The sequence below is a fragment of the uncultured Algibacter sp. genome (genome assembly GCF_947487605.1).
Classification (GTDB): Bacteria; Bacteroidota; Bacteroidia; order Flavobacteriales; family Flavobacteriaceae; genus Algibacter_D.
Window position 1 is genome coordinate 18566 of sequence record NZ_CANKXK010000012.1, and the last position, 22372, is coordinate 40937.

Here is a 22372-nt window from a genome sequence, read left to right on the forward strand (position 1 = left end):
CGATTGCTTTTCCATTATTGATAGTGTGTTTAGGGTTGTTGATTGAATTATGGAGAAAAAAAGCCAATAAACAGCTAGCTTTTTTTGCGCTGTTTTTTTTCTTGTTAATACTTACTAGAAGCCAGTTTGTTGTTATATTATTGCCTTTTTTTATTCTATTTGTGATTAAAATTAAATCATTTATTAATGATAAGTTGACACTTTTAATTTTATTAGTTATAATTTCAATCCCTTTTTTATCAAAAGTAACAGAAAATTCTTATTATAATTTAGTTTTAAAAGAAGATATAAGTTATACTATGACTTATGTTCATTTAATATCGGCACCTTTTTATGTGGCTTCTATTGAAGATCAATCTTTATTTTCTAATAAAGAAGAACGTTCGTTTTTTATAAGGACAAAACAATTCTTGGATAGCCAGAACTTAAGTTATAATTATAGTAAGGCTAAAAATTTAGATGAATTTGATTATTATCAAAACAATTTTACAAAAATTTGTAACACAACAATTCACGAGGCTAATATGTCTTATTACGAAAATAAGGGAGTAAGTTTTTATAATCAACATAGGAAGGTAGACATGCTTACAACTAAAATGTTTTTTCCTTTATTGAAGAAGAATTTTAAAAAATGGCTAGTAATTGTTTATAAAGGCTTTAAAAAAGGGTTGGGTAGAAGCCACGGTATATTGTTGCTAGGTTTAATATTTATGCTATCAATACTTTTTTTAAGGTATGATTTAAAAAGTTTGTCAATATTTTTTTTAGGCATTTTAATTTTAAAGCTAACCCTACATTTGCTTATAGCGATTTCTGTGCATAGTATTCACCGATATTTATTTTATTTTGATTGGTTTATTCCTATGTTTTTAGTTATTATTGGAGACAAGGTAATTAGCTTAAAAAAAACAATTTAGTATGGAGATAGAATTATCTATTGTTATGCCGTGTTTAAATGAAGCTGAGACTATTACAAGTTGTATTGAAAAAGCAAAATCTTTTTTATATAAAAATAAGATAAATGGAGAAATTATAATTGGAGATAATGGTAGTGTAGATGGTTCGCAAAAACTTGCTATAGATGCAGGCGCTCAAGTAGTTACGGTAAATGAAAAAGGATATGGTAATGCTACCAGAGAAGCTATTAAGAATGCCAAAGGGAAATATATTATAACAGCTGATACTGATGATAGCCATGATTTGCTCGGACTTATGCCTTTTTTAGAGAAGTTGAGGCAAGGTAATGACCTAGTGATGGGTAATCGTTTCAAAGGCGAGAAAATACCTGAAGCTATGTCATTTTTACACCGTTATATAGGGAATCCAATTCTATCAGGTATTGGAAATGTTTTTTTTAAAACTAAAGTAGGAGATTTTCATTGTGGGCTTAGAGGAATGACAACCGAAGCATATAAGAAAATGGATTTACGTACTTCTGGAATGGAATTTGCATCAGAAATTGTTGTAAAAGCCTCATTAAATAAATTAAAAATAGCTGAAGTCCCAACAACGGTTTATCCATCAGGTAGATCAAGAAAACCACACTTAAGATCTTTTCCAGATGGTTGGCGTCACCTTCGATTCTTATTATTATATAGTCCAAAATGGCTATTTCTACTACCAGGAATATTTATTATGATTTTGGGATTATTTGTGACCATTATTCTTTTATATAAAGACCAAGTTGATATGAAATGGTTGCCATTATCTATCTTTGGAATTATTGTAGGTTTTCAGTTTTGTTTATTTTATGCCCTAACCAAAATATATGCGATTAATCATAGAATTGTACCAAAACCAGAGAATTATAGTGGCTTATTTAAATTTATAAATTTAGAGAAAGGATTGACTTTTGGTAGTTTGGTGTTCGTTTTAGGAGTATTCGGGATATTTTATTCGTATTTGAATTGTGAAGTAGTTTTAGAACAATTAAAGATTTCAATGATTTCAAGCGCACTTCTAGCAGTGGGTGTTCAAATTATTCTTTTTAGTTTTTTCTTTAGTGTTTTAGGCTTAGGAGATAAATCTTGAATTGATATCTTTGCTTCTAATTTTTGCCTAATGTTAGTATAGTTTATACTTCTAACTGTTAATTTATATTAACTATAAAAAAGATGAAAAGGACATTATATTTTTTCGTTTTACTATTATTAGTTACTACTTGTGCTCCAATTTACGTAAACTACGATTTTGAAAAAAACGCAGACTTTTCAAAATATAAAACTTACAATTATTTTGGTGATATACAGACAGGGTTGAGCGATTTAGATACAAAGCGTTTGTTGGATGTACTAGATTTAAAGATGAAAGAAAAAGGATTAACACTCTCCAATAATCCTGATTTTTATATAGATATAAAAAGTAGCGAGTTTCAAGCAGCGCAGAGAAATACTGTTGGAGTAGGCGTTGGTGGAGGCGGTAGAAATGTTGGAGGCGGAATTTCAATTGGTTTACCTATAGGGCAAGCAAATGTTAATAGGCAAATTATATTCGATTTTGTTGATGAAGACGGTATAGGCTTGTTTTGGCAAGCAGTGAGCGAATCTAGTTTTAATCCTAATGCTATACCAGAAAAAAGAGAAGCTAGATTATCTGCAATTGTAGAAAAAGTTTTGGCTAAATATCCACCAAAATAGTAAACCAAAAGGCCCAAGAAGTATTTTTACACCATAAAAATTTTTGAATTCATAATAATGTATATATTAGTTAGTGCGTTGAATGATAGTAAAATGTAAATAAAGCAATCTTTAACTTTATCGAAACTAGCTTTTTAAGCTAATCCAATATTTTATATCTGTCAGGTTTCTAAAAACTGACATGTCTTGTGAAAATTATTTTATTGTAATTCTAGTGCCTTCACTATGGTTACTATATTCTGGTGCATACATGCTTTGTATAGTGGTAATGCCGTTACTCATATTACCAGCATTATTTACTCTTAAATCATATTCGAAAACGTAAATGCCTTTTGGTAAATAGTCAAAAAAGAAATTGGTTGAAGCATCTTTTGTGCTTTCGTAATAACCCAAGCCATCTTGCCACTTATATTGGCTAAGAACATTTATAGGTTCTAAACCAGAGGCACGCATATCTTTCATGTGTATAAATTCCATGTTTCGGTCGCTTCTTAATTCTATACGAACTCTCACTAAATCACCAACTTTTAATTGCGTGTTTTTATTAATCTCTGAAATTTCTTCACCTGTATCAGTATTCTTTTTTAAGAATAGCTTTTTCTTCAATTTCAAAGGGTGTTCCTGACTGCCGTCAGGCAGGTCTGCTGAAGTAATTTTATCCAAATCTTCAAAATATTGCCAATATAAACTTCCCCAAGCAATACCATTACCTTTTTTTGCAATGGTAACAGTTCCCATTTCTGGTTTAATTTCAGAAGAATTCCAAGCCGTTTTATAATAGCCTGTTCCAGCTTCAACTGTAACATCTTCTAATTTAGAAGGATTGATTTTTTGTCCGCCAATTATAACATCTACCATATCGGTAACCGAAAGCCAATCACTTCCTTGTAGTAATAAAACATATATTGCTTCGGTGGTTGCTTTGGTTGTTTTCCAACGGTTTGTTTGCTTATTCTTGAGCAACCATATTTTTAAGGCATCAATAGTTTCAAGATTCTTTGCGTCGCTCTGAATAACAGATCCAGTTTCAGAAAAGACTTCAATTAACAATGCTTGTGTTTCAATTGGTGCCTGATACCAATACCATGAATTGGTGTTGGATTTCCAATACATACCTAATTCATCCGTAGTGATACTTGTTTCTTTTAATGACTTCAGAATTTTACTTGTTGTTTTTGAATCGTTCATTCTATTAGAAACCAATGTCATTAATCCTTTTGAATATAATGAACGACTTAACCAATACTTTTGAATTTGTGTTTGATAATACTTGCTAATCTCGATAACTTCGTCTGGTTTTTTTATTTCCGGATAAAAGCTGCGCATATACAAATAGTGCAATTGTGTATAGCTTAAATGGTCTTTATTCAAATTTACATTAGCATCATACTTTCTTATGTCTTTATATTCTTTTACAAATTCATTATCCAAATAGTTGATGGCTTTTTGAATCATAGATTTTTCGTTGTTGTTCTGAATGACATTTAACTTTTTCAAATGTCCGAAACCAGTTATAATATGCTGTGTAATGTATCGATTTTCATATCCGCCATTAAACCAAGACCAACCACCAGAAGGCATTTGATTATTTTTTAGTTTACTAATAGCCAATTGCAATTCGTTATTCATTTTATTTAAATCGAATAAAAGTGCAATTCGTTTTTTCTGTTCGGTTTCGCTTTGTGCATCACGTAACCAAGGCGTTTCCTGAATTAAAATAGATTTGAGTTCTTGATTTTTTTCTAAGTTAGAAAGTAAAGCATCGGTGTTTCGCCATTGATTAAAAACTTCCTGAATTCTAGGGTTTGAATTTGCAATATGACTCGCCAAAGCATTAGCATAATACTTTGAGAATGTTTGTTCATTACATTCATAAGGATATTCCATTAGGTAAGGCAACGCTTGCACTGCATACCATGCAGGGTTAGAAGTCATTTCTAAGGTAAGCTTATGGTTTTTAAGAGTTGTTGAGGTATTGGTTTTCAACTTATCTAAAGTGAATGTTTTAGTTTGATTGCTTTTAACCCACATAGGTAATGTCTCTGTCACCAACATGCGGTTATATAAAACAGGAAGTACATTTTGTTCGCCATCACTAAAAGCTTCCGATTTCGCGATTATTTTATATTGTACTGCTTGAACATCGTCTGGTATTGATAAATTCCAGGACACTTGCGTGTTGCCTTTAGCATCTACAATAAAATCCCTCTCTGGCTTCACCATCTTTCCCGAAGGGAGAGAATTATTGGAATTGATAATGAGTTTTTGAGATATATTGTCTACTGAAACAGCATCAGTTAGAATTAAAACAGCTTGCCCCGAAAGTTGAGTTTCTGTAAGATTAGCAATTTTAGTACTTAAAGTAATTTGGTCGCCTTCACGTAAAAATCGAGGTGTGTTTGGAATTACCATAAGCTCCTTTTGGGTTATGGCTGTTAAAGATTGTGTCACACTTTCTAAAGTTTTAGTATGCGCTAACAATTGTAATTTCCATTGGGTTAAAGCTTCAGGAGTAGTGAAACTGAAACTTACGTTTCCTGCTTCATCTGTTTTTAACTGCGGAAAGAAAAAAGCTGTTTCTTGAAGGTTTTTACGAATTTTAATGTTGTTGAAGTTTGGTTTATCTTGTTCATTTTCCAAAATACTATCATGTAAATCTTCTCCTGCATTTAGTTGTTTTGCTGAATCTTTTTTCGACTTTTCACCGTAACCAACTACCACCACCTCATCTAGGTTATCATCACTTTCCATCATTAACACAGATTCTTGAACTTCCATTTCATCTGAAACAATTTGAACACCTGCTACGCGTCTACTAAGTGCATTGGAAACACTGGCATTACCTCTAATTCTTATAGAATGGTTGTATCTAAAACTAAACCCAAACCAATTTAATTGGTCATAGGATTGTCGGGAATAATTAGCCCGAAATCTATCTTGATATACTCTAAAATTTTGCGTACCAAAACTTTGGTTAGCATTGCTGCGGTTATTAGAATAATATAGTGGATTGTTAATCGGGTTGAATACCCATGAATGCGATTTAAATTGATCCAGAGAGGCATCGTACATACTTGCTAATAATTCGGCACTTACTTGCTCTCCTTTTGGACCTTTAATTTTAAAGTTCCATGTTTCGTCGGTTCCTGGCTGTAATTTGTCTCTAAACGTCGTGGTTTCAATATTCAAATTCGTTTTTGGATAAGGTACAGAAATAGCCTGTGTTCCCGATTTAAAACCGTTAAACGCAGCAAAACTATAATGCACAACAAAACCACCCATATCTTCTTTTGTTACAGGAATGGAGATCGTTTTTTTATTATTATTAAGCTGAATAATTTCGGTACTAATTATTTTTCTATCTTTTTCAATAACTATAGTTACTGCTACATTTTGAGCAGCAGAGGCAATCGTTATTAGAGCGTTATCTCCAGAGTTGTAACTTGGTTTGTCTGTTGAGATATTAAATAATTGATTGTCTGATAGAGTTTTATCTTGACTACTAAATAGGTTTATTCTAGTCTCGTCTTTTACTAATTGACCAAATTTATCTTTACTACTTAATGTGATTATATATTGTCCTGATTCCCAGTTTTTTATTTTTCCAAGTTTTAGTTCTTTAGAATCTTTAGTGTTAAATGGTTCTTCAAAAACTAAAGCGCCTTTTTGCCAATTATTAGAATTGTCCTCATTTTTATAAGCATCATATGGGAAGAGATTTTTAAACGCTTCTTCCGAAAGAGTTTGGTAATCTGGAGCTGCCCAAGGCCGTTTTCTTAAAACACTACTTGGTGCTTTTAACTTATAGATTTTTATGATCCCTTTTGCAGGAACAAATTCGTTATTTAAGTTTTTTGTGTCAATAGAAATTTTGTGATCCTTTCTAGTTTTATCTACAGCTTCGTCAATAATCATGTTAGCAGTTAATGCATGATAACCAACTTTTACAATAGTTGTCGCGCTTCGGGTTTCGCCATTTATATCGGTGACATCTGCAATAATTTCATAATTAAAAATGGGTAAACTACTTTTATCTACACTTTGGTCTGGTTGTGCATTAAAAATAATGTCAAATTCACCTTTATCGTTAGTAATACTTTCTCCATGAGCAATTTCTTGTGGCTCACTATTAAACCAAGGACGATACCAGAAATACCATCGCGGATATTCCACTTTTCTATGCACTCTATATACCACTTTCGCATCGGTAATATTACTACCCGCATAAGCTAGAGCATTACCTTTTACTGTTACAGAATCATTAATTTTAAAGGTTTCTGTAACAGGTTTGAATTTAGTTTCAAACTTTGGTCGCTTATATTCTTCCACAGAGAAATAATGGTTTTCTCTTATAGCACCAATTGTTGAATATATTTCAATGTAATATTGCCCATTTAAGCCATTATTTGGTAAAATAAACTCACCAGAAATTGAGCCAAATTCATTGGTTTCAAAGTCTAATTCAGATAGTTTCTCTCCGTTAGTATTATGTAAAGTCGCAAAAATTGTTTCGTTAGTAAGAAGTTCAGACTTCCCATTATTCTTCTTAACTATTATTGATTTAAAATATACGGTTTGATTAGGTCTATAAATACTTCTATCGGTAAACAAAAAAGATTTATAATGTGTTCTTTCTTTTTGAGGCTTATAATTTTGGCTTATATAGTAATTGCCAAAATAAGCTATATCATTATTGCCTTTTACTTTTACCACTACATTTCTTAACCAGCCATTGTCCTTCTTAATTTTAATTTGCCCTAAATTATTAGTAGTATAATTTTTAGAAATTAAGTTTCTATTATTTCTTGATTTATAAGATAATTCGGCATTGGTATTACTAATAGGAGCGCCATTATTCCTATCTATAACTTGAAATATTTTGTATTGGGCTGTTTCAGTTTCTACTAATGCCATATTTGTAACCTGCATGTTTGCAAATGCAAAACTTTCTGAATTATCAGATGTTTTTGCAACAATTAGATATAAACCATTAACGAGTTTAGGTACAATTATTTCAGTAGTATGTGTTTGGTAATCATTTTCGTTTCGAAGCTTACTCTTCCAAGTTTTGTATGATTTCAGATTGTTTATAAAGACTAATTGTTCGTCTTTTCTGTAAGTATTTTTAAATTTTTCAAGTTGATTTTTATTTAGTTTATAAATATTAAATTGAAGTGAATTTAAATTTTTATAGCTAACTAATAAACGTGTATCTTTTTGAATAGGTAAATACACCTCTGTAGTTATTTGAAGTTCTTGTTGCTCAATTTGTCGTTTTAAAATAGCACATTTTTCAGCACCTTTGCTTTCAAGAAAATTCCCAAGAACGTTACTGCAAATAGTAATGGCGTCTTTTGCTTTCCAGCGGTTTTTATCATCTAAACTGTTACTGTATTGCTTACTTTGTTGAAAATAGATAGCCGCAATTTCAAAGTCGTATAATGCCGCAATTTCATGATGTTTCAATTTATCTTTTTCAGCTTTAAGCGCATTTAGCAGAATGGTTTCTTTGTCGTTAAATGTTGCATGCTGATTTACAAATTTTAAGCGTTCAATATTTACATTAGCTAAGGCCAATGGTGTTTCGTCCTTTAAATGAAATTGAATTAAATCTTGATAGATTTTTAGAGCATTCAATTGTAATGATGTCGAATCTTTTGAAGCTATATTAATTTCTGAAAAGGTATTCACATCAGCTAAAAAATCTGGATTGTCAATCTCAAACTTGTAAGCAGGTTTTGTAATATGAGTTTCATTTGTTTTATAAAACGCTAGAGCATTATGACATAGAAAATCAAATACTGTAGGTCGGTAAATTTTTGAATCTTTTTGAAGGTTAAGTATCTCGTTATACTTACTTAAAGGTTCTAATTGTAACATCAAACCATTTTGTAATGAGTTTTTAAAATGGCTATCAATTTCGTTAAAAAGTGTTTGTAAATCCCATGTTCTAAAATCAGTTTTAGTAACCTTTTCTGCTACTTTGGTTCGGTTATAAAATTGCCACCTGTGCTGATTAAAATATTGCCAATATAAATTCGCAAGAATACTTTCTAAAACATTTTTTGTTGGGAATTTACTGTTATTAATTTCAGTTTTAAGATCACTAATAACTTTTAGTTGTGCTTCTTCCTCTAAAACCAAAACAAACTTGCTTTTAAAGAGCATCGTTTTTATAAGCTGCGATGCGTTATCCTCTTTTTTTGCTATTTCCGAAATTTGCTCAACAATATCCAAAGCAGACTTTGGTAATCCATCTATTTCGAGTTTTTCAACTTTTTCCCATAAATCATTGTAATGCTTTAATTGGGCATTAGAAAAGGAAGCTAAAAGTATAATCATTAACAGAGATAGCGTATGTTTCATTTGTTAAATTTATTACCAATGTACTTTCAAAAGCTATACCAAAAAACAACTAATGAGCGAACTATGTATTTGGTTGAGTGAAGTTAGGTTTTTTAATTATAAAATAGAAGCGAACTTTTAAGCGTTATTATTAAAATTTGCTCACGAAAGGTTATTTTTGTGCTTTCGACTTATTATTTGCTATGAAGAAAATGTTGTTTCTATTTCTATGTCCTATAATGGCTATTGGTCAATCTAATCTAGATTCGATTGAGGCTTTATTTCAACAAAAGAAGTATAAAAAAGCAGAAACAATAATCGAAACGTATTTAGAAACACATCCAAATAATTTAGAAGCTATAGAATTGTTAGGCGATGCCTTTGGTCATCAAAAAAAATGGAATGAGGCCATTGATGCATATGAAAAATTGGTAGATGCAGATGATGATAATGCTAACTATCATTATAAATATGGCGGCGTTTTAGGCATGAAGGCTTTGGAGAATAAATTTAAAGCCATTGGTTTTATTGGTGATATTAAATCTTCTTTCACAAAAGCAACAGAATTAGATAAAAATCATATTCCTGCAAGGTGGGCACTAGTAGAATTGTATATGCAATTACCAGGTATTTTTGGTGGTAGCAAAAGCAAATCACTAAAGTATGCCGAAGAACTTGAAAGACTTTCAACCGTTGATGGTTATCTTGCAAAAGGCTATGTTTATGAGTATGATAATAAGCCAGAGTTAGCCGAAAAATATTATAAAATGGCAATCAAAGAAGGAGGTTCTTTAACCTGTTTTAATAAACTTACAGATCTTTACGAAAGTGAAAATGAACCCGAAAAAGCAATCAAAAACATAGAAAAGGCACAACAAAAGCACCAACGAAACGCACTGCATTATCAAATAGGCAAGGTGTCTGCAGAGTATAATGTTGAGTTGCAAAAGGGTGAGCAGTGTCTTAAAAAATATATAAAAAATTATTCAGAAGAAGACGGTGTTCCCAAAGCTTGGGCGCACTATCGATTGGCACAAATACATGCACATCAAAAAAACAAAGCAGAGGCTTTAAAGTATATAGATTTGGCGATTGCCGAACTTCCTAAAATAAAGCCGTTTAAGGATCAAAAAGAGAAAATTTTACACCTTTAATATTTGGGCGTTACCACAAGGGTCGCGCTTTTCATTGCAATCTTTTAGTTCGTGCCTCACAAAAAGGATTTTCATTGCAATCGCTAACGCAAAAACTTCATGATAAATAATTTGGAATTTGATATTTGGAACTTGATATTTGTTTCATGAATGTACATTTTATAGCTATTGGAGGTTCTGCTATGCATAATTTAGCTTTAGCACTACACAATAAAGGATATAAAGTAACTGGAAGTGACGATACTATTTTTGAACCATCAAAATCCAGATTAGACGCTAAAGGTTTGTTGCCAGAAGTGTTTGGTTGGTATCCCGAAAAAATCACTCAAAATTTAGATGCCATTGTTTTAGGCATGCATGCTAAAAAAGATAACCCCGAATTATTGAAAGCTCAAGAATTAGGTTTAAAAATCTACAGCTATCCAGAGTTTTTATATGAACAATCTAAATATAAAACGCGGGTTGTAATAGGAGGGAGTCATGGTAAAACAACCATTACTTCTATGATACTTCATGTTATGCATTACCATGATTGCGATGTCGACTATATGGTAGGAGCACAACTGGAGGGTTTCGATGTTATGGTAAAGCTAACCGAAGACAACGATTTTATTGTTTTAGAAGGCGATGAGTATTTAAGCTCACCAATAGATAGACGTCCTAAGTTTCATTTATACAAACCAAATATTGCGTTGCTAAGTGGTATTGCATGGGATCATATAAATGTATTTCCAACCTTTGAAAATTATGTAGAACAGTTTAGCATATTTGTAGATTCTATTGTAAGTGGCGGAAGTATTAGCTATAACGAAGAAGACCACGAAGTTAAGTGCGTAGTAGAAGCGAGTGAAAATACAATTAGAAAACTACCTTATAAAACACCTAATTACTCGGTTAAAAACGGTGAAACCCTATTAGAAACACCCGAAGGTGATTTACCTATTGCTGTATTTGGAAAACATAACCTCAATAATTTAGCTGGAGCAAAATGGATTTGCCAGCATATGGGTATAGATGAGGATGATTTTTACGAAGCCATAGCTACTTTTAAAGGAGCTAGTAAACGCTTAGAAAAAATAGCAGAAAGTAAAACCAGCGTAGCGTATAAAGATTTTGCACACTCCCCAAGTAAGGTAGAAGCAACAACCCAAGCGGTAAAAGAACAGTATAGCAACAGAACCTTAGTTGCTTGTTTAGAATTACACACATACAGTAGTTTAAATGCCAATTTTTTAAAAGAATATAAAGGCGCGCTAGATGCTGCCGATGTTCCTGTTGTGTTTTATTCTCCACATGCGGTTGAAATTAAGAAGTTAGAAGAGGTTACTCACGACCAAATAGCCAGTGCTTTTAAACGCGACGATTTAATTATTTATACCAATCCAGACGATTTTAAAGACTTTCTTTTTTCTCAAGATTTTAATAATAAAGCATTGCTTTTAATGAGTTCTGGGAATTATGGTGGTTTAGATTTTGATGAGGTTAAAGGGTTGATAGAATGATGTAATGCTGAGATTGTTAGTATTAATATTTTACTAAGAATATAGAAATATACTCCAGTTTAGACCGAATTAATTCAATTTTAGTGAGTTAATTATCTTTTGTTTTTGTCTTTAGAGGGTTTGAATTTATCTTCCCACGAATCAATATAAATTTCGAACATTTTGATTTAATCTGGCACAGCTTCCATTCTTGGGTTGTCATGTTCTAAAAAACATATTTCTTTTAAGTGAGATTCCTCCTCACATGCTCAGCTTGGTATCTTCAAACAAAATATATTTTGTCCTCGAATTACCTAACTTCTACAGTAAGGGCACCATTTCTATATTAAAATAATTTAAAATTTTGATTGTCAATATTTTAATATATCGAACACACGTTATTTATATACTGGAGTTTCTAAGAAAGAGATTATAGTAATTAACGATATTTTTCAATGTCTCTTTATCATCAACAACTTCAATCATGAGATCGATGTTATTATTTTGATAGTGGTGATGGTGGGTATTTCAGAGATTGTTAAACTCCAAATTGTCTTAAATGGTGGTCTAAGTGTTTGTATTGCATTTGACCCCATTGCGCTGCAGTAAATTCACCAAAAGCAGGATGTGGATCCCATTCCTTTTTATCTTTATGTGTGTGCAATTCATTTAATAAAGAAACAAGTGTGGCTTTTTCTTCTACTAAACTTTTTAATTCCTTAGTTTTTAAAAATTTTGCAGTGGGCAAACCCTTACTCCATGGTTTATCGTTATAAAGAGATTTTTTAAAAAACACTTTTGCAAACCAACTTGGTTTCATGCCGTAATCGTTCTTTTTCAAAATGATATTTAGAGGACCCTGGCAGTGCCATACCATTTGACCAACAGACATTTTACCCCAATTGGGTTTAGTCTCTTCATTTAAAGTTTCTATGCGTTTTATAATTTCTTGATGAACTTCTGTATTAAATAAGGATTTCATTGCTAAAACGATTTTTAAATTGCACCTGAAATTTACAATATTTATCTTTACTCACTAAGTGAGATTTTAGTTTTTTATGCTTATCTCTTTAGTAAAATTAATTTTAAACAAATTTCTTGTGTTCTTTTTCAAGATTATTTGATTTTATGTCGGAAAACAAAGCTTCTTTTTCAATTAAAAATTGGTCGCAAGATGACCAACCTAGAGAAAAATTACTTTACAAAGGAAAAGCGGCATTAAGTGATGCAGAACTTGTAGCTATATTAATTGGTACTGGGAGCAGAGACGAGAGTGCTGTTGCTTTGTGTAAGCGCATTTTAGCAAGAGTAGATAATAACTTGAGCGAGTTAGGCAAGCTCTCTCTTAAGCAGTTAATGGAGTTTAAAGGAATTGGTGAAGCTAAAGCAATTACTATTGCTGCTGCTTTAGAATTAGGTAGAAGGAGAAGAGAAGAAGCCGCATTGGAAAAAAATAAAATAACATCTAGTCTATCGGTTTTTGAATTGATGCAACCTGTAATTGGTGAGCTTCAACATGAAGAATTTTGGATTATCTATTTAAATAATTCCAATAAAGTTATCCAGAAAAATCAATTGAGCAAAGGCGGTATAACGGGGACATTGGTAGATGTTCGATTGGTATTAAAAAATGCTCTCGAGGTTGGAGCAACTGGATTAATATTGGTTCATAATCATCCATCAGGCACTTTAAAACCTAGCGTAGCCGATAAGCAAATAACAACTAAACTTAAAAATGCTGCCGAAAGTTTGGATATAAAAGTGTTAGACCATCTAATAATAACAGAAAAAGCATACTTTAGTTTTGCGGATGAATCACTATTGTGATAACAAAAAAACTAAATTCCAAAATCTCATCATAAAATATGATACAGCGACTGGAATTTAAAATTTTAAAATTTGGAATTTATAACTCATGTTATTAGTATATACCCATAAAATATCGCCAAGATTAAAATATGTTTTTAAGCATATTTGTACACGAATTTTAGGTATAAAGGTTGAGTTTACTACTAAAATTGAAGATTTTATTGCACACGACAGTTTAAAAATGTCGTACACAAGACAGCAATTGGGTAATGAATTTTTTGTTAAAAGTCACGATATTTTATTCGAACAAGGTTTAGCAGATATTGAAATTAATGTACACAATTGGGAAAACACGAAATGTTTTTTTTATAATGGTGAGAAGAGTACCATGCCTTTCGATATTTTTGCAGCGTCGTTCTATTTATTAGCAAGGTATGAAGAGTATTTGCCTCAAGTAAAAGATGAATATGGACGTTTTCTTGCTACAGAAAGTATTGCGTATAAATACGATTTTTTACATCAACCAGTAGTAGATATATGGGCATATAAGTTTAAATCGATACTTCAAAAATTATACCCAGATTTCATTTTTCCAGAAAGATCATATAGTATAAAACCAGTTATCGATGTTCCTTCAGCATACAAATTTAGACTTAAAGGAATTATGCGGACTTTTGGGGGGACTATAAAAGATATTTTCGAATTAAAACTTAAAAGGTTATATAATCGTTATGCAGTTCTATTGTCTTTTAAACATGATCCTTACGATACTTACAAGTATATAATAAACAAGCAGAAACAAGCTAAAAATAAGTTTCAATTTTTCTTTCTAATAGGTGCATTTTCTACTTACGATAAAGGTATTAATGTTAACAAAAAGAAGTTTAAATCTTTAATAAAACATGTTGGAGATTATTGCCACGTAGGTTTGAAAATATCATTTTTTGCCCTAGAAGACACCACACTTTTAAAAAAAGAAAAGAAGCAGATGGAGTCTATTATTAATTCATCATTGCAAGCATCTCGTCAGTCTTATTCTAAGTTAAATTTTCCAGAGTCCTACAGGAATTTGGTTGAACTTGAGATAAAGGAAGATTATACTATGGGTTATACTAATTATGTTGGTTTTAGAGCTGGATCATGCACCCCATTTTTGTTTTACGATTTAGATTACGAAACACAAACTCCATTAAAAATAAATTCTTATCATATAATGGATTATGCATTATTAAAAAACAAATCCTTGTTAGATAAAAAGAAAGTTTTAAATGAAGTGATTTCAGAAATAAAGGCAGTTAAAGGACAATTTGTTCCAGTATTTCATAATTACACCTTCAGTAATTCGATACGTTGGAAAGGATTTAAAGATTTGTTTAATATTATATTAGATTCGGCAAAATGAGAGCTAATGGAATATCCGATGTTTTTTTCGATTTAGATCATACCCTTTGGGATTTTGATAAAAACTCTGCATTAACATTTGAAAAAATCTTTGAAATAAATGATATAAGTGTTAATACGGCCTATTTTTTACAACATTATGTTCCTATAAATCTTAAATACTGGAAACTCTATAGAGAAGAAAAAATTGAAAAAGAAGCATTACGCTTTGCAAGATTAAATGAGGCCTTTTTAGCTATTGGTATAAAAATTAAAGAACCTTTAATTTATAAACTATCTGAAGATTATATAGCATATCTAACCACTTTTAATCACTTGTTTGACAATACGTTGGAGATATTAGATTATTTAAGTCTTAAATATAAATTACACATTATTACCAATGGATTTGATGAAGTACAACAGAAAAAAATAGAGAAATCTGGAATAGACGGTTATTTTAAAACCATTACTAATTCAGAAATGGTAGGTGTAAAAAAGCCCAACCCTAAAATATTCAATTTTGCGATTAACAAAGCAAATACGCATATTGATAAAAGTATTATGATAGGAGATAGCTACGAAGCCGATATTCTTGGAGCTAAAAACATTGGTATGGATGTGGTTTTTTTTGATATTCATGGTATAACTTTAGATGAAGATATGAAGCGAGTCGATAATTTAATTCAACTAAAAAAGTACCTCTAGTCTAAATGATTTAAGAATAAAACGCCAAAAAGAGTATATTTACAATTAGAACTTAATAATACATTTTATAATAATGAAAACGAAAATATTTTCAATCCTTATTACCTGCTTGATATCATTATCAATGTTTTCTCAAGCAAACTTAAACAGTTATAAGTATATAATTGTACCAAATAAATATGATTTTTTAAAGGAAAAGGATCAATATCAATTAAATTCTTTATCTAAATTTTTATTTAATAAATATGGTTTTCTAGCTGTAATGGAGGGTACAGAATACCCAGAAGATTTAATAAGAAATAGATGTTTAGCTTTAAAGTCTGATGTTATTAAAGATTCAGGTATGTTTAAAACAAAACTTACTATTGAATTGACAGATTGTAATGATAAACATGTGTATACTTCTAAAGTAGGAGAGAGTAGGGAGAAGGCTTTTAAATCTGCATATAATTTCGCTTTAAGAGATGCTTTTAAATCTTTTGAAGCACTTAATTATAAATATGAACCAAACGAGCGTGTAAACTCATTAGCAACAAGTCAAGATATATCTAAAAAAAATGAAGTAGCACAAGAGATTCAACAATTAAAAGAAGAAATTCAAAATCTTAAAAAAGAAAAAGTTGTAGAAGCTGTAAAGCCAGAACCAAAAGTATCTGAACCGCTACCCAATTTTAAGGAACGTGTAGAAGAAGCAGTAACCAAAGTAAAAACTCCAGAAACTTCAGTAAAGCAAGCAGTATCGGGTGTTTTGTATGCTCAAGAAATCGAGAATGGTTTTCAATTAGTAGATAGCTCTCCTAAAGTTGTATATAAAATAAAAAGTTCGAGCTTACATAACGTCTTTTTTGTCGAAGGTAAAAATGCTATTATATACAAAAAAGGGGATGCTTGGATTTTAGAGTATTATGTGAATGGTACATTAAAAAAGGAAGCATTAAATATTAAATTTTAATTTTCAGCTAGCTGCCTGCTATCAGCTAATACCCATATTTATCATTCCAACGTTTTTTTAAGAATTCTCGTTGGGCATTCTCTCTAGAGTTATTCCCAGGTTCATATAATGTTGAATTTTTTATTTCTTCTGGCATAAACTCTTGCTTAGCAAAGTTTAACTCGTAATTATGAGCGTATTTATAGTTGTCGCCATAACCAAGTTCTTTCATCAGTTTTGTAGGCGCATTTCTTATTTCTAAAGGAATAGATAAATCTCCAGTTTTTTTAACTAATTGTTGTGCATTACCAATTGCTTTATAGGCAGCATTACTTTTCGGTGAACAAGCCAAGTATGTTGCACATTGACTCAATATAATCCGCGATTCGGGATGTCCAATTGCCGACACAGCTTGAAACGTATTGTTAGCTATAACCAAGGCCGTTGGATTAGCATTACCAATATCTTCACAAGCTAAAATTAACAAGCGTCTGGCTATAAATTTAACATCTTCACCGCCTTCAATCATTCGAGCGAGCCAATATACGGCAGCGTTGGGGTCGCTACCTCGGATAGATTTTATAAATGCCGAAATAATATCGTAGTGCTGTTCTCCAGTTTTATCGTAATGTACTGTATTGTTTTGAACTTTTTGTAAAACGGTATCATCAGTTATTTCGATAGTACCAGAATTGAATGAATTTATTATCAATTCAAAAATATTCAATAATTTTCTTGCATCACCACCTGAAAGTCTTAGTAAAGCATTTGTCTCCTTTAGTTTTATATTTTTTTGAGAAATGAACTCATCTTTTTTAATAGCTCGTTGTAAAAGAGTTTCCAAATCTTTCTTATCAAATGCATTTAAAATATAAACCTGACAACGTGATAAAAGTGCAGAAATCACCTCAAAACTTGGATTTTCTGTCGTGGCACCAATGAGGGTTATCCAGCCTTTTTCAACTGCTTGTAATAAAGAATCTTGTTGCGATTTACTAAATCTGTGGATTTCGTCAATAAATAAAATAGGGTTTTTAGTTGTAAATAACCCACCACTTTGTTTTGCTTTCTCAATAACATCACGGATATCTTTTACACCAGAATTAATGGCACTTAGCGTATAAAACGGTCTACCAGATTCTGTGGCGATTATGTTGGCTAAAGTTGTTTTACCAGTACCAGGAGGTCCCCAAAAAACCATAGATGGTATTAACCCTAGCTCGATATGTCGCGTTAAAGCACCGTTTTTACCAACCAAATGCGATTGACTTACATAATCTTTTAAGGATTTTGGTCTTAAACGTTCAGCTAAAGGTTCATTGATATTCATAAAGTAAAAATACTTTAATTTTTTTGCTTTTGCATAGCTGCATAAAAGAATTAGAGAGTTATTAGATTTGTAGTTGACTGACAATTTAGCATCATTCCATAGCTTGGTTAACTATTTGCTATCTTTAAAATAATGAACAGTAAAGAACATTTTAAATTTACTACAGGGGTAATAGCGTACCCAATATTTTTTGTGTTGGTTATTTGGTTAATATTCTGGTTTGAGGTACGATTTGGCTTCAATTTTAGTAAATATGGGGTATACCCTCAAACTTTTAAGGGACTAAGAGGTGTTCTATTAAGTCCTTTCATACATGGCGATATTCAGCATATATATCATAACACGATTCCACTTTTTGTGTTATCTATGGCGTTGTTTTATTTCTACCGACCTATTGCATGGAAGGTCATTGTTTTTGGGGTAGTCTTGTCTGGCTTTTTAACCTGGTGTATTGGAAGACCTTCATACCATATTGGAGCGAGTGGTTTAATTTACGTGCTTGTAAGTTTTACTTTTTTTAAAGGTGTTTTAGCAAAACATTATAGACTTATAGCATTATCTTTATTGGTGGTTTTCCTTTACGGTAGTATGATTTGGTATACCATGCCAATTGAAAAAGGCATCTCATGGGAAGGTCATTTAGCTGGACTTATAACGGGTCTATTATTTGCCTTATTCTTTAGAAAAGAAATAGCAAAACCTAAAAAATATGTTTGGGAGCAAGAGAGCTACAATGAAGATGAAGATCCTTTTTTAAAGTATTTTGATGAAAACGGAAACTTTATTGAAAGTCCAGAGATAGAAATAGAGGAGGACCAAGCAACTATCAATTATACTTACAAAAAAAGTGAAGACTAACTTCGTTGTCTTACCACTTCATATAGAAAAGCACCACAAGCTACAGATACATTTAAGGATTCTATATCTCCTAATAACGGTAATTTGGCTTTAGTGTCAACTACTTTAAGTGTTGAGGGGTTGATGCCTCTACCTTCAGACCCCATTATTATAGCACAAGGCTCAGTGAAAGAAACATCATATAGGGTATTCTCTGTTTTCTCTGTAGCAGCAATTACTTTAATACCAGAAGCCTGCATAAAAAATACGGCATCTTTAATATGGTCTACTTTGCAAATAGGGATTTTAAAAATTGCTCCAGCGCTTGTTTTAATTGTATCGCCATTTACAGGTGCTCCTCCCTTTTTCTGAATAATAATACCATTCACTCCGGTACACTCTGCTGTTCTAATAATAGCTCCAAAATTACGCACGTCACTTAATTGGTCAAGTAATAAGAATAAAGGGGTTTTACCAGATTCAATAATACTTAAAACAAGTTCTTCCATGTCATGAAATGCGATTGGCGATATTTGAGCCACTGCACCTTGATGGTTTTTATTGGTAAGTCTGTTAAGCTTTTCTACTGGAACATATGACGAGTTAATAGAATTTTTTCTTAAAAGAGATTCCAATTCACTAAATAAATCACCTTTTTGCCCTTTTTGTAGAAATACTTTGTCTATAGTTTCGTTTGCATTAATAGCCTCTATAATAGCTCTAATACCGAATATTTGTGTTTGGTTTTCCATTGAGGTAAAGGTATAAAAAAACCACCTATTAAACTAGGTGGTTTTACTAATACTGTCCACTAACGCTTCTACAGGAAATTTATTTCAACACCAAAATTAAAGCCTTCAGAGTGCAGTTTTGAGGTGTTAAAATGTAGAATTCTTCCTTTCTAAATTGACTAGAATTTTTGCTTAAACATAACAATTGGTCTTGATTCTAGAAATCTATATGAATCAACGCCACATGAATCAAACCAAATAATTACACCAATACAAAAGCATGCACAAAACAAATTGAAAAGAAAACAATACAAATCAAAAAAGCTGAACAATGACCTCATTGTTCAGCTTTAATTTATAAATTTAATCCTTTAATAGTCTGTATCGCTTATTCAGGACTAGGCATTTCTTTTATTAATGTTCATCTTCTAGGAATCCACTACGTTTATATCCCTCTATATGATAAATAGTGCCAGGATCATCAGAAAATTCGATGTCAAACGAAATAAAATCGGCAGGCAAATTTGTGTCACTTGTTACAGTACCGTTCTTTTCAATTTGCCCATTTGTTACATTAACCGTAATTTGATAGCCATCTACGTCACTAGCTAAGTCATTACCTTCAAAGCTTAAAGCTCCTACATTGGCAGGAACAGCCGTATTAAACCACCATATATTCTTATGATCAAATATTTGAATTGCTGACTCATCATTTGCTGTATTAGAGATAGTTATAAGTTCATAGCCTAAGGCCAAGTCATCACCAATAAAAGTTTGAACATACCAATCACCAGTCATATCATTGACTGAAGTTTTTTCTACAGGGAAATCTTCATATCCTTCTTCAGTTTCACATGAAGTAAATGCTGCAACAAAAAGGATAACAACAATGTATTTAAAATTTTTTTTCATAATATTATATTTATTATTGATATTGAAATGTATAACCAAACCCATAAGGGTTTACAAAAGTTGTAAATGTTTTTGTAATAGGATCGTAAGTCATATCTACAGAAGTAGCTCCAAACGGATATACTTGAGCTATTTCGGAAATTACGTCTCCATCCATCTGAAAGTACATAGGAAAAGTTCCACCAAAAGCAAAATCTGTCACGAAAAATATGCTTGTTGTTCCAGGGACAAGAGAAATAACTCCAGTTCTTTCAGGTCTACCGACATCTTGTATATCTCCAGATACATCAGTACCAACAATTGAAGGGTCGTGTACTATAACAGTTTGAGTCTCCGAACCATCAAAGCCATCAGAATTGGTTGCAGAATAGGTTATAGTATAGATACCTATTGTATTTGTATCTGCTGAGCCACTAATACCGACTGGCAAATCTACACCTCCTTCATTAGCTGTTGCAGATGGAGTGAATGTGTCTCCTACTGCAACTATTGCAGTTGGTTCGAATTCAAATGTTGGAAAAAATGTTAAATCAGATGTGATAGGGCTTTGTTCGCTACATGAGACAAACAAGACAATCGTCCATACTAATGAAACTACTTTTATTAATTTATTTTTAATTTTCATTATTTTTAATATTTTAAGTTAACACTTATTATTTCTGATCCCACCAAACTTTTTCAGTAAGTGAAGACTTCTGATTAATACTTGGATTTTTAGAAGTTTCAGTATCAGGATAAAAAATAGTATTTGGTGTCTGATCTCCAGTTAAAACTGAGCTAACAGATACTACCATATTACCCATTGTATAATCTTCATTACCAATGGTAACCGTCTCAGGGTATTGCACCCTATTTGATTCGAAAAAGCCTTCAATATTATTAATGTTAGCTAATGACACCCATTTTTGAATCATGACTTGTCTTAATGCTGTTTCTATATCTGGATCTGCAACATATTCATATGCTCCTCCAGCACCAATGAGAGCTTGAGCACCACTGACACCATAAGTTGCAAATGAGTTAATCACACCTGCATCATATTTACTCTTAGCTCCAGTACCATTTGAGTATCTAATTAAAGCTTCTGCTTGCAAAAAATTACTCTCAGCTACAGTCATAAAATATACTGGGGTAGTTGCAGTAATATTGGGTCTGGAAAAATTTGATGCAACCTCAGAAGCATAACTTCCACGATCACCTTGATCTATACCTCTATATACACCTGGAGTTTCATCGTTTAAACGATAAATGGCACCAATCCTTGGGTCAATGTTATTATCTAAGAAAGTAAGTAGCGAATTGCTTGCAATATTATTTACATCACCCAAACGATCTATTTGAACATCATAAAATGGATTCGCTTTGTTCTGTGCATTTTCATATAAAGCAAATTTTGCATCAGAACTAATAAAATTATCCTCTGTCATTAACGCCATTACAGCTGAGGCATTTGCTTGAGATGTATATGACATTCTTATATAAAGTTTTAATTTCAAGGTGTTAGCAAATTTAACCCAATCAGACATGTTCGCACTATAAATAGCATCTTGAGTCCCTACAGTAGAAGCGACAGGATTACCATTATATTTAGCAAGCGCAGCATCAATTTCAGAAATTAAACCTGTGTAGATATCACCTCCAAAATCAACTTTTGGTGTAATGTTTTCTGAACCTAGTAAAGCTTCAGAGTAAGGAATATCACCATATAAATCTGTTAATACTTGCAATGTGTATGCTCTCACTAAAGATGCAATTAAAAAGGAACCTGTATCACCTTCTTCATCAGACTTTGTTAGCACATAATTTAAATCGTTAAGACAGCCTGCCCATAGTTCATTCCATAATCTGTCAGAAAAATCTATATTCATATTATATGTATCTATGGAAAGGTACTGAGATGCACTTGGAGATTGCGTGTGGTATTGTGCTAAAAAGCCACCGAGGTTTGCTAATTGTCCACCTAGTCCAGTAGCTAATGATCCCTGTGCTGCTGTTAACACAAAGCTTTTATCTACATTTACTGGTGTGTTAGGGTTGTCATTTATATTCAAATGATCTTCACACGATGTGATAAGTATAAAGAAAAAAAGAAGTCTTAGTATATTTTTCATTTTTTAT

17 protein-coding genes are annotated in these 22372 nt (G+C 31.8%); 10 read left to right on the top strand and 7 right to left on the bottom strand.

Features of this window, described 5'->3' with window-relative positions:
• Positions 1-161 precede the first annotated feature (161 nt).
• From Q0739_RS13080 to Q0739_RS13090, 3 genes are all read left to right on the top strand, one after another.
• Complete coding sequence (locus Q0739_RS13080) at positions 162-917, top strand: hypothetical protein (RefSeq protein WP_298239192.1); 756 nt, start codon at positions 162-164, stop codon at positions 915-917.
• 1 nt (position 918) lies between these two features.
• The gene (locus tag Q0739_RS13085) at positions 919-2031 is read left to right on the top strand and encodes a glycosyltransferase family 2 protein (RefSeq protein ID WP_298239193.1); all 1113 of its coding nucleotides are present in this window, start codon (positions 919-921) and stop codon (positions 2029-2031) included.
• Positions 2032-2114: 83 nt separating this feature from the next.
• A complete protein-coding gene (locus tag Q0739_RS13090) occupies positions 2115-2636 on the top strand; it encodes a DUF4136 domain-containing protein (RefSeq protein WP_298239194.1) in 522 nt (173 codons plus the stop codon).
• Positions 2637-2831: 195 nt separating this feature from the next.
• On the opposite strand, the gene Q0739_RS13095 is transcribed toward Q0739_RS13090, so the two are convergent.
• On the bottom strand, positions 2832-9002 hold the full coding sequence (locus Q0739_RS13095; protein WP_298239195.1) for an MG2 domain-containing protein: 6171 nt from the start codon (positions 9000-9002) through the stop codon (positions 2832-2834).
• Positions 9003-9184: 182 nt separating this feature from the next.
• Between Q0739_RS13095 and Q0739_RS13100 the strand changes: the two genes are divergently transcribed.
• Positions 9185-10135 carry a tetratricopeptide repeat protein gene (locus Q0739_RS13100; RefSeq protein ID WP_298239196.1) on the top strand — a complete coding sequence of 317 codons (951 nt, stop codon included), beginning with the start codon at positions 9185-9187 and terminating at the stop codon, positions 10133-10135.
• Between the two features lie 146 nt (positions 10136-10281).
• Positions 10282-11637 (top strand): Mur ligase family protein, encoded by a 1356-nt coding sequence (locus Q0739_RS13105; protein ID WP_298239197.1) that lies wholly within the window; start codon positions 10282-10284, stop codon positions 11635-11637.
• A 517-nt stretch (positions 11638-12154) separates the two neighbouring features.
• Here the strand turns inward: Q0739_RS13105 and Q0739_RS13110 are convergent.
• Positions 12155-12598, bottom strand: coding sequence for a DUF1569 domain-containing protein (locus tag Q0739_RS13110; RefSeq protein WP_298239198.1), 444 nt, complete (start codon positions 12596-12598; stop codon positions 12155-12157).
• Between the two features lie 146 nt (positions 12599-12744).
• Between Q0739_RS13110 and radC the strand changes: the two genes are divergently transcribed.
• From radC to Q0739_RS13130, 4 genes are all read left to right on the top strand, one after another.
• Complete coding sequence (radC, locus tag Q0739_RS13115; protein WP_298239199.1) at positions 12745-13443, top strand: DNA repair protein RadC; 699 nt, start codon at positions 12745-12747, stop codon at positions 13441-13443.
• Positions 13444-13531: 88 nt separating this feature from the next.
• Complete coding sequence (locus Q0739_RS13120) at positions 13532-14827, top strand: polysaccharide deacetylase family protein (RefSeq protein WP_298239200.1); 1296 nt, start codon at positions 13532-13534, stop codon at positions 14825-14827.
• A complete protein-coding gene (locus Q0739_RS13125) occupies positions 14824-15513 on the top strand; it encodes a YjjG family noncanonical pyrimidine nucleotidase (RefSeq protein ID WP_298239201.1) in 690 nt (229 codons plus the stop codon). Before Q0739_RS13120 ends, Q0739_RS13125 begins: the two co-directional genes overlap by 4 nt.
• Before the next feature lie 73 nt (positions 15514-15586).
• Positions 15587-16465: a hypothetical protein gene (locus tag Q0739_RS13130; protein ID WP_298239202.1), complete on the top strand. Its 879-nt coding sequence runs from the start codon at positions 15587-15589 to the stop codon at positions 16463-16465.
• Positions 16466-16490: 25 nt separating this feature from the next.
• On the opposite strand, the gene Q0739_RS13135 is transcribed toward Q0739_RS13130, so the two are convergent.
• The gene (locus Q0739_RS13135; protein ID WP_298239273.1) at positions 16491-17768 is read right to left on the bottom strand and encodes a replication-associated recombination protein A; all 1278 of its coding nucleotides are present in this window, start codon (positions 17766-17768) and stop codon (positions 16491-16493) included.
• Between the two features lie 138 nt (positions 17769-17906).
• On the opposite strand from Q0739_RS13135, the gene Q0739_RS13140 reads away from it, so the two are divergent.
• On the top strand, positions 17907-18632 hold the full coding sequence (locus Q0739_RS13140) for a rhomboid family intramembrane serine protease (RefSeq protein ID WP_298239203.1): 726 nt from the start codon (positions 17907-17909) through the stop codon (positions 18630-18632).
• Here Q0739_RS13140 and rlmB read toward each other — a convergent pair.
• From rlmB to Q0739_RS13160, 4 genes are all read right to left on the bottom strand, one after another.
• The gene (gene rlmB / locus Q0739_RS13145) at positions 18629-19363 is read right to left on the bottom strand and encodes a 23S rRNA (guanosine(2251)-2'-O)-methyltransferase RlmB (RefSeq protein ID WP_298239204.1); all 735 of its coding nucleotides are present in this window, start codon (positions 19361-19363) and stop codon (positions 18629-18631) included. The genes Q0739_RS13140 and rlmB overlap by 4 nt on opposite strands.
• Positions 19364-19756: 393 nt before the next feature.
• Complete coding sequence (locus Q0739_RS13150) at positions 19757-20299, bottom strand: lipid-binding protein (RefSeq protein WP_298239205.1); 543 nt, start codon at positions 20297-20299, stop codon at positions 19757-19759.
• Entirely contained in the window at positions 20268-20879 is a 612-nt protein-coding gene (locus Q0739_RS13155) for an immunoglobulin-like domain-containing protein (RefSeq protein WP_298239206.1), read from the bottom strand. The genes Q0739_RS13150 and Q0739_RS13155 overlap by 32 nt, the downstream gene beginning before the upstream one ends.
• Before the next feature lie 28 nt (positions 20880-20907).
• Positions 20908-22365 (bottom strand): SusD/RagB family nutrient-binding outer membrane lipoprotein, encoded by a 1458-nt coding sequence (locus Q0739_RS13160; protein WP_298239207.1) that lies wholly within the window; start codon positions 22363-22365, stop codon positions 20908-20910.
• Positions 22366-22372 lie beyond the last annotated feature (7 nt).

Bases quoted from the DNA above. Each gene is read 5' to 3' on its own strand.
- Q0739_RS13085 (WP_298239193.1), top strand. From the start codon at position 919: ATGGAGATAGAATTATCTATTGTTATGCCGTGTTTAAATGAAGCTGAG.
- Q0739_RS13090 (WP_298239194.1), top strand. From the start codon at position 2,115: ATGAAAAGGACATTATATTTTTTCGTTTTACTATTATTAGTTACTACT.
- Q0739_RS13095 (WP_298239195.1), bottom strand. From the start codon at position 9,002: ATGAAACATACGCTATCTCTGTTAATGATTATACTTTTAGCTTCCTTT.
- Q0739_RS13100 (WP_298239196.1), top strand. From the start codon at position 9,185: ATGAAGAAAATGTTGTTTCTATTTCTATGTCCTATAATGGCTATTGGT.
- Q0739_RS13105 (WP_298239197.1), top strand. From the start codon at position 10,282: ATGAATGTACATTTTATAGCTATTGGAGGTTCTGCTATGCATAATTTA.
- Q0739_RS13110 (WP_298239198.1), bottom strand. From the start codon at position 12,598: ATGAAATCCTTATTTAATACAGAAGTTCATCAAGAAATTATAAAACGC.
- radC (WP_298239199.1), top strand. From the start codon at position 12,745: ATGTCGGAAAACAAAGCTTCTTTTTCAATTAAAAATTGGTCGCAAGAT.
- Q0739_RS13120 (WP_298239200.1), top strand. From the start codon at position 13,532: ATGTTATTAGTATATACCCATAAAATATCGCCAAGATTAAAATATGTT.
- Q0739_RS13125 (WP_298239201.1), top strand. From the start codon at position 14,824: ATGAGAGCTAATGGAATATCCGATGTTTTTTTCGATTTAGATCATACC.
- Q0739_RS13130 (WP_298239202.1), top strand. From the start codon at position 15,587: ATGAAAACGAAAATATTTTCAATCCTTATTACCTGCTTGATATCATTA.
- Q0739_RS13140 (WP_298239203.1), top strand. From the start codon at position 17,907: ATGAACAGTAAAGAACATTTTAAATTTACTACAGGGGTAATAGCGTAC.
- rlmB (WP_298239204.1), bottom strand. From the start codon at position 19,363: ATGGAAAACCAAACACAAATATTCGGTATTAGAGCTATTATAGAGGCT.
- Q0739_RS13150 (WP_298239205.1), bottom strand. From the start codon at position 20,299: ATGGGTTTGGTTATACATTTCAATATCAATAATAAATATAATATTATG.
- Q0739_RS13155 (WP_298239206.1), bottom strand. From the start codon at position 20,879: ATGAAAATTAAAAATAAATTAATAAAAGTAGTTTCATTAGTATGGACG.
- Q0739_RS13160 (WP_298239207.1), bottom strand. From the start codon at position 22,365: ATGAAAAATATACTAAGACTTCTTTTTTTCTTTATACTTATCACATCG.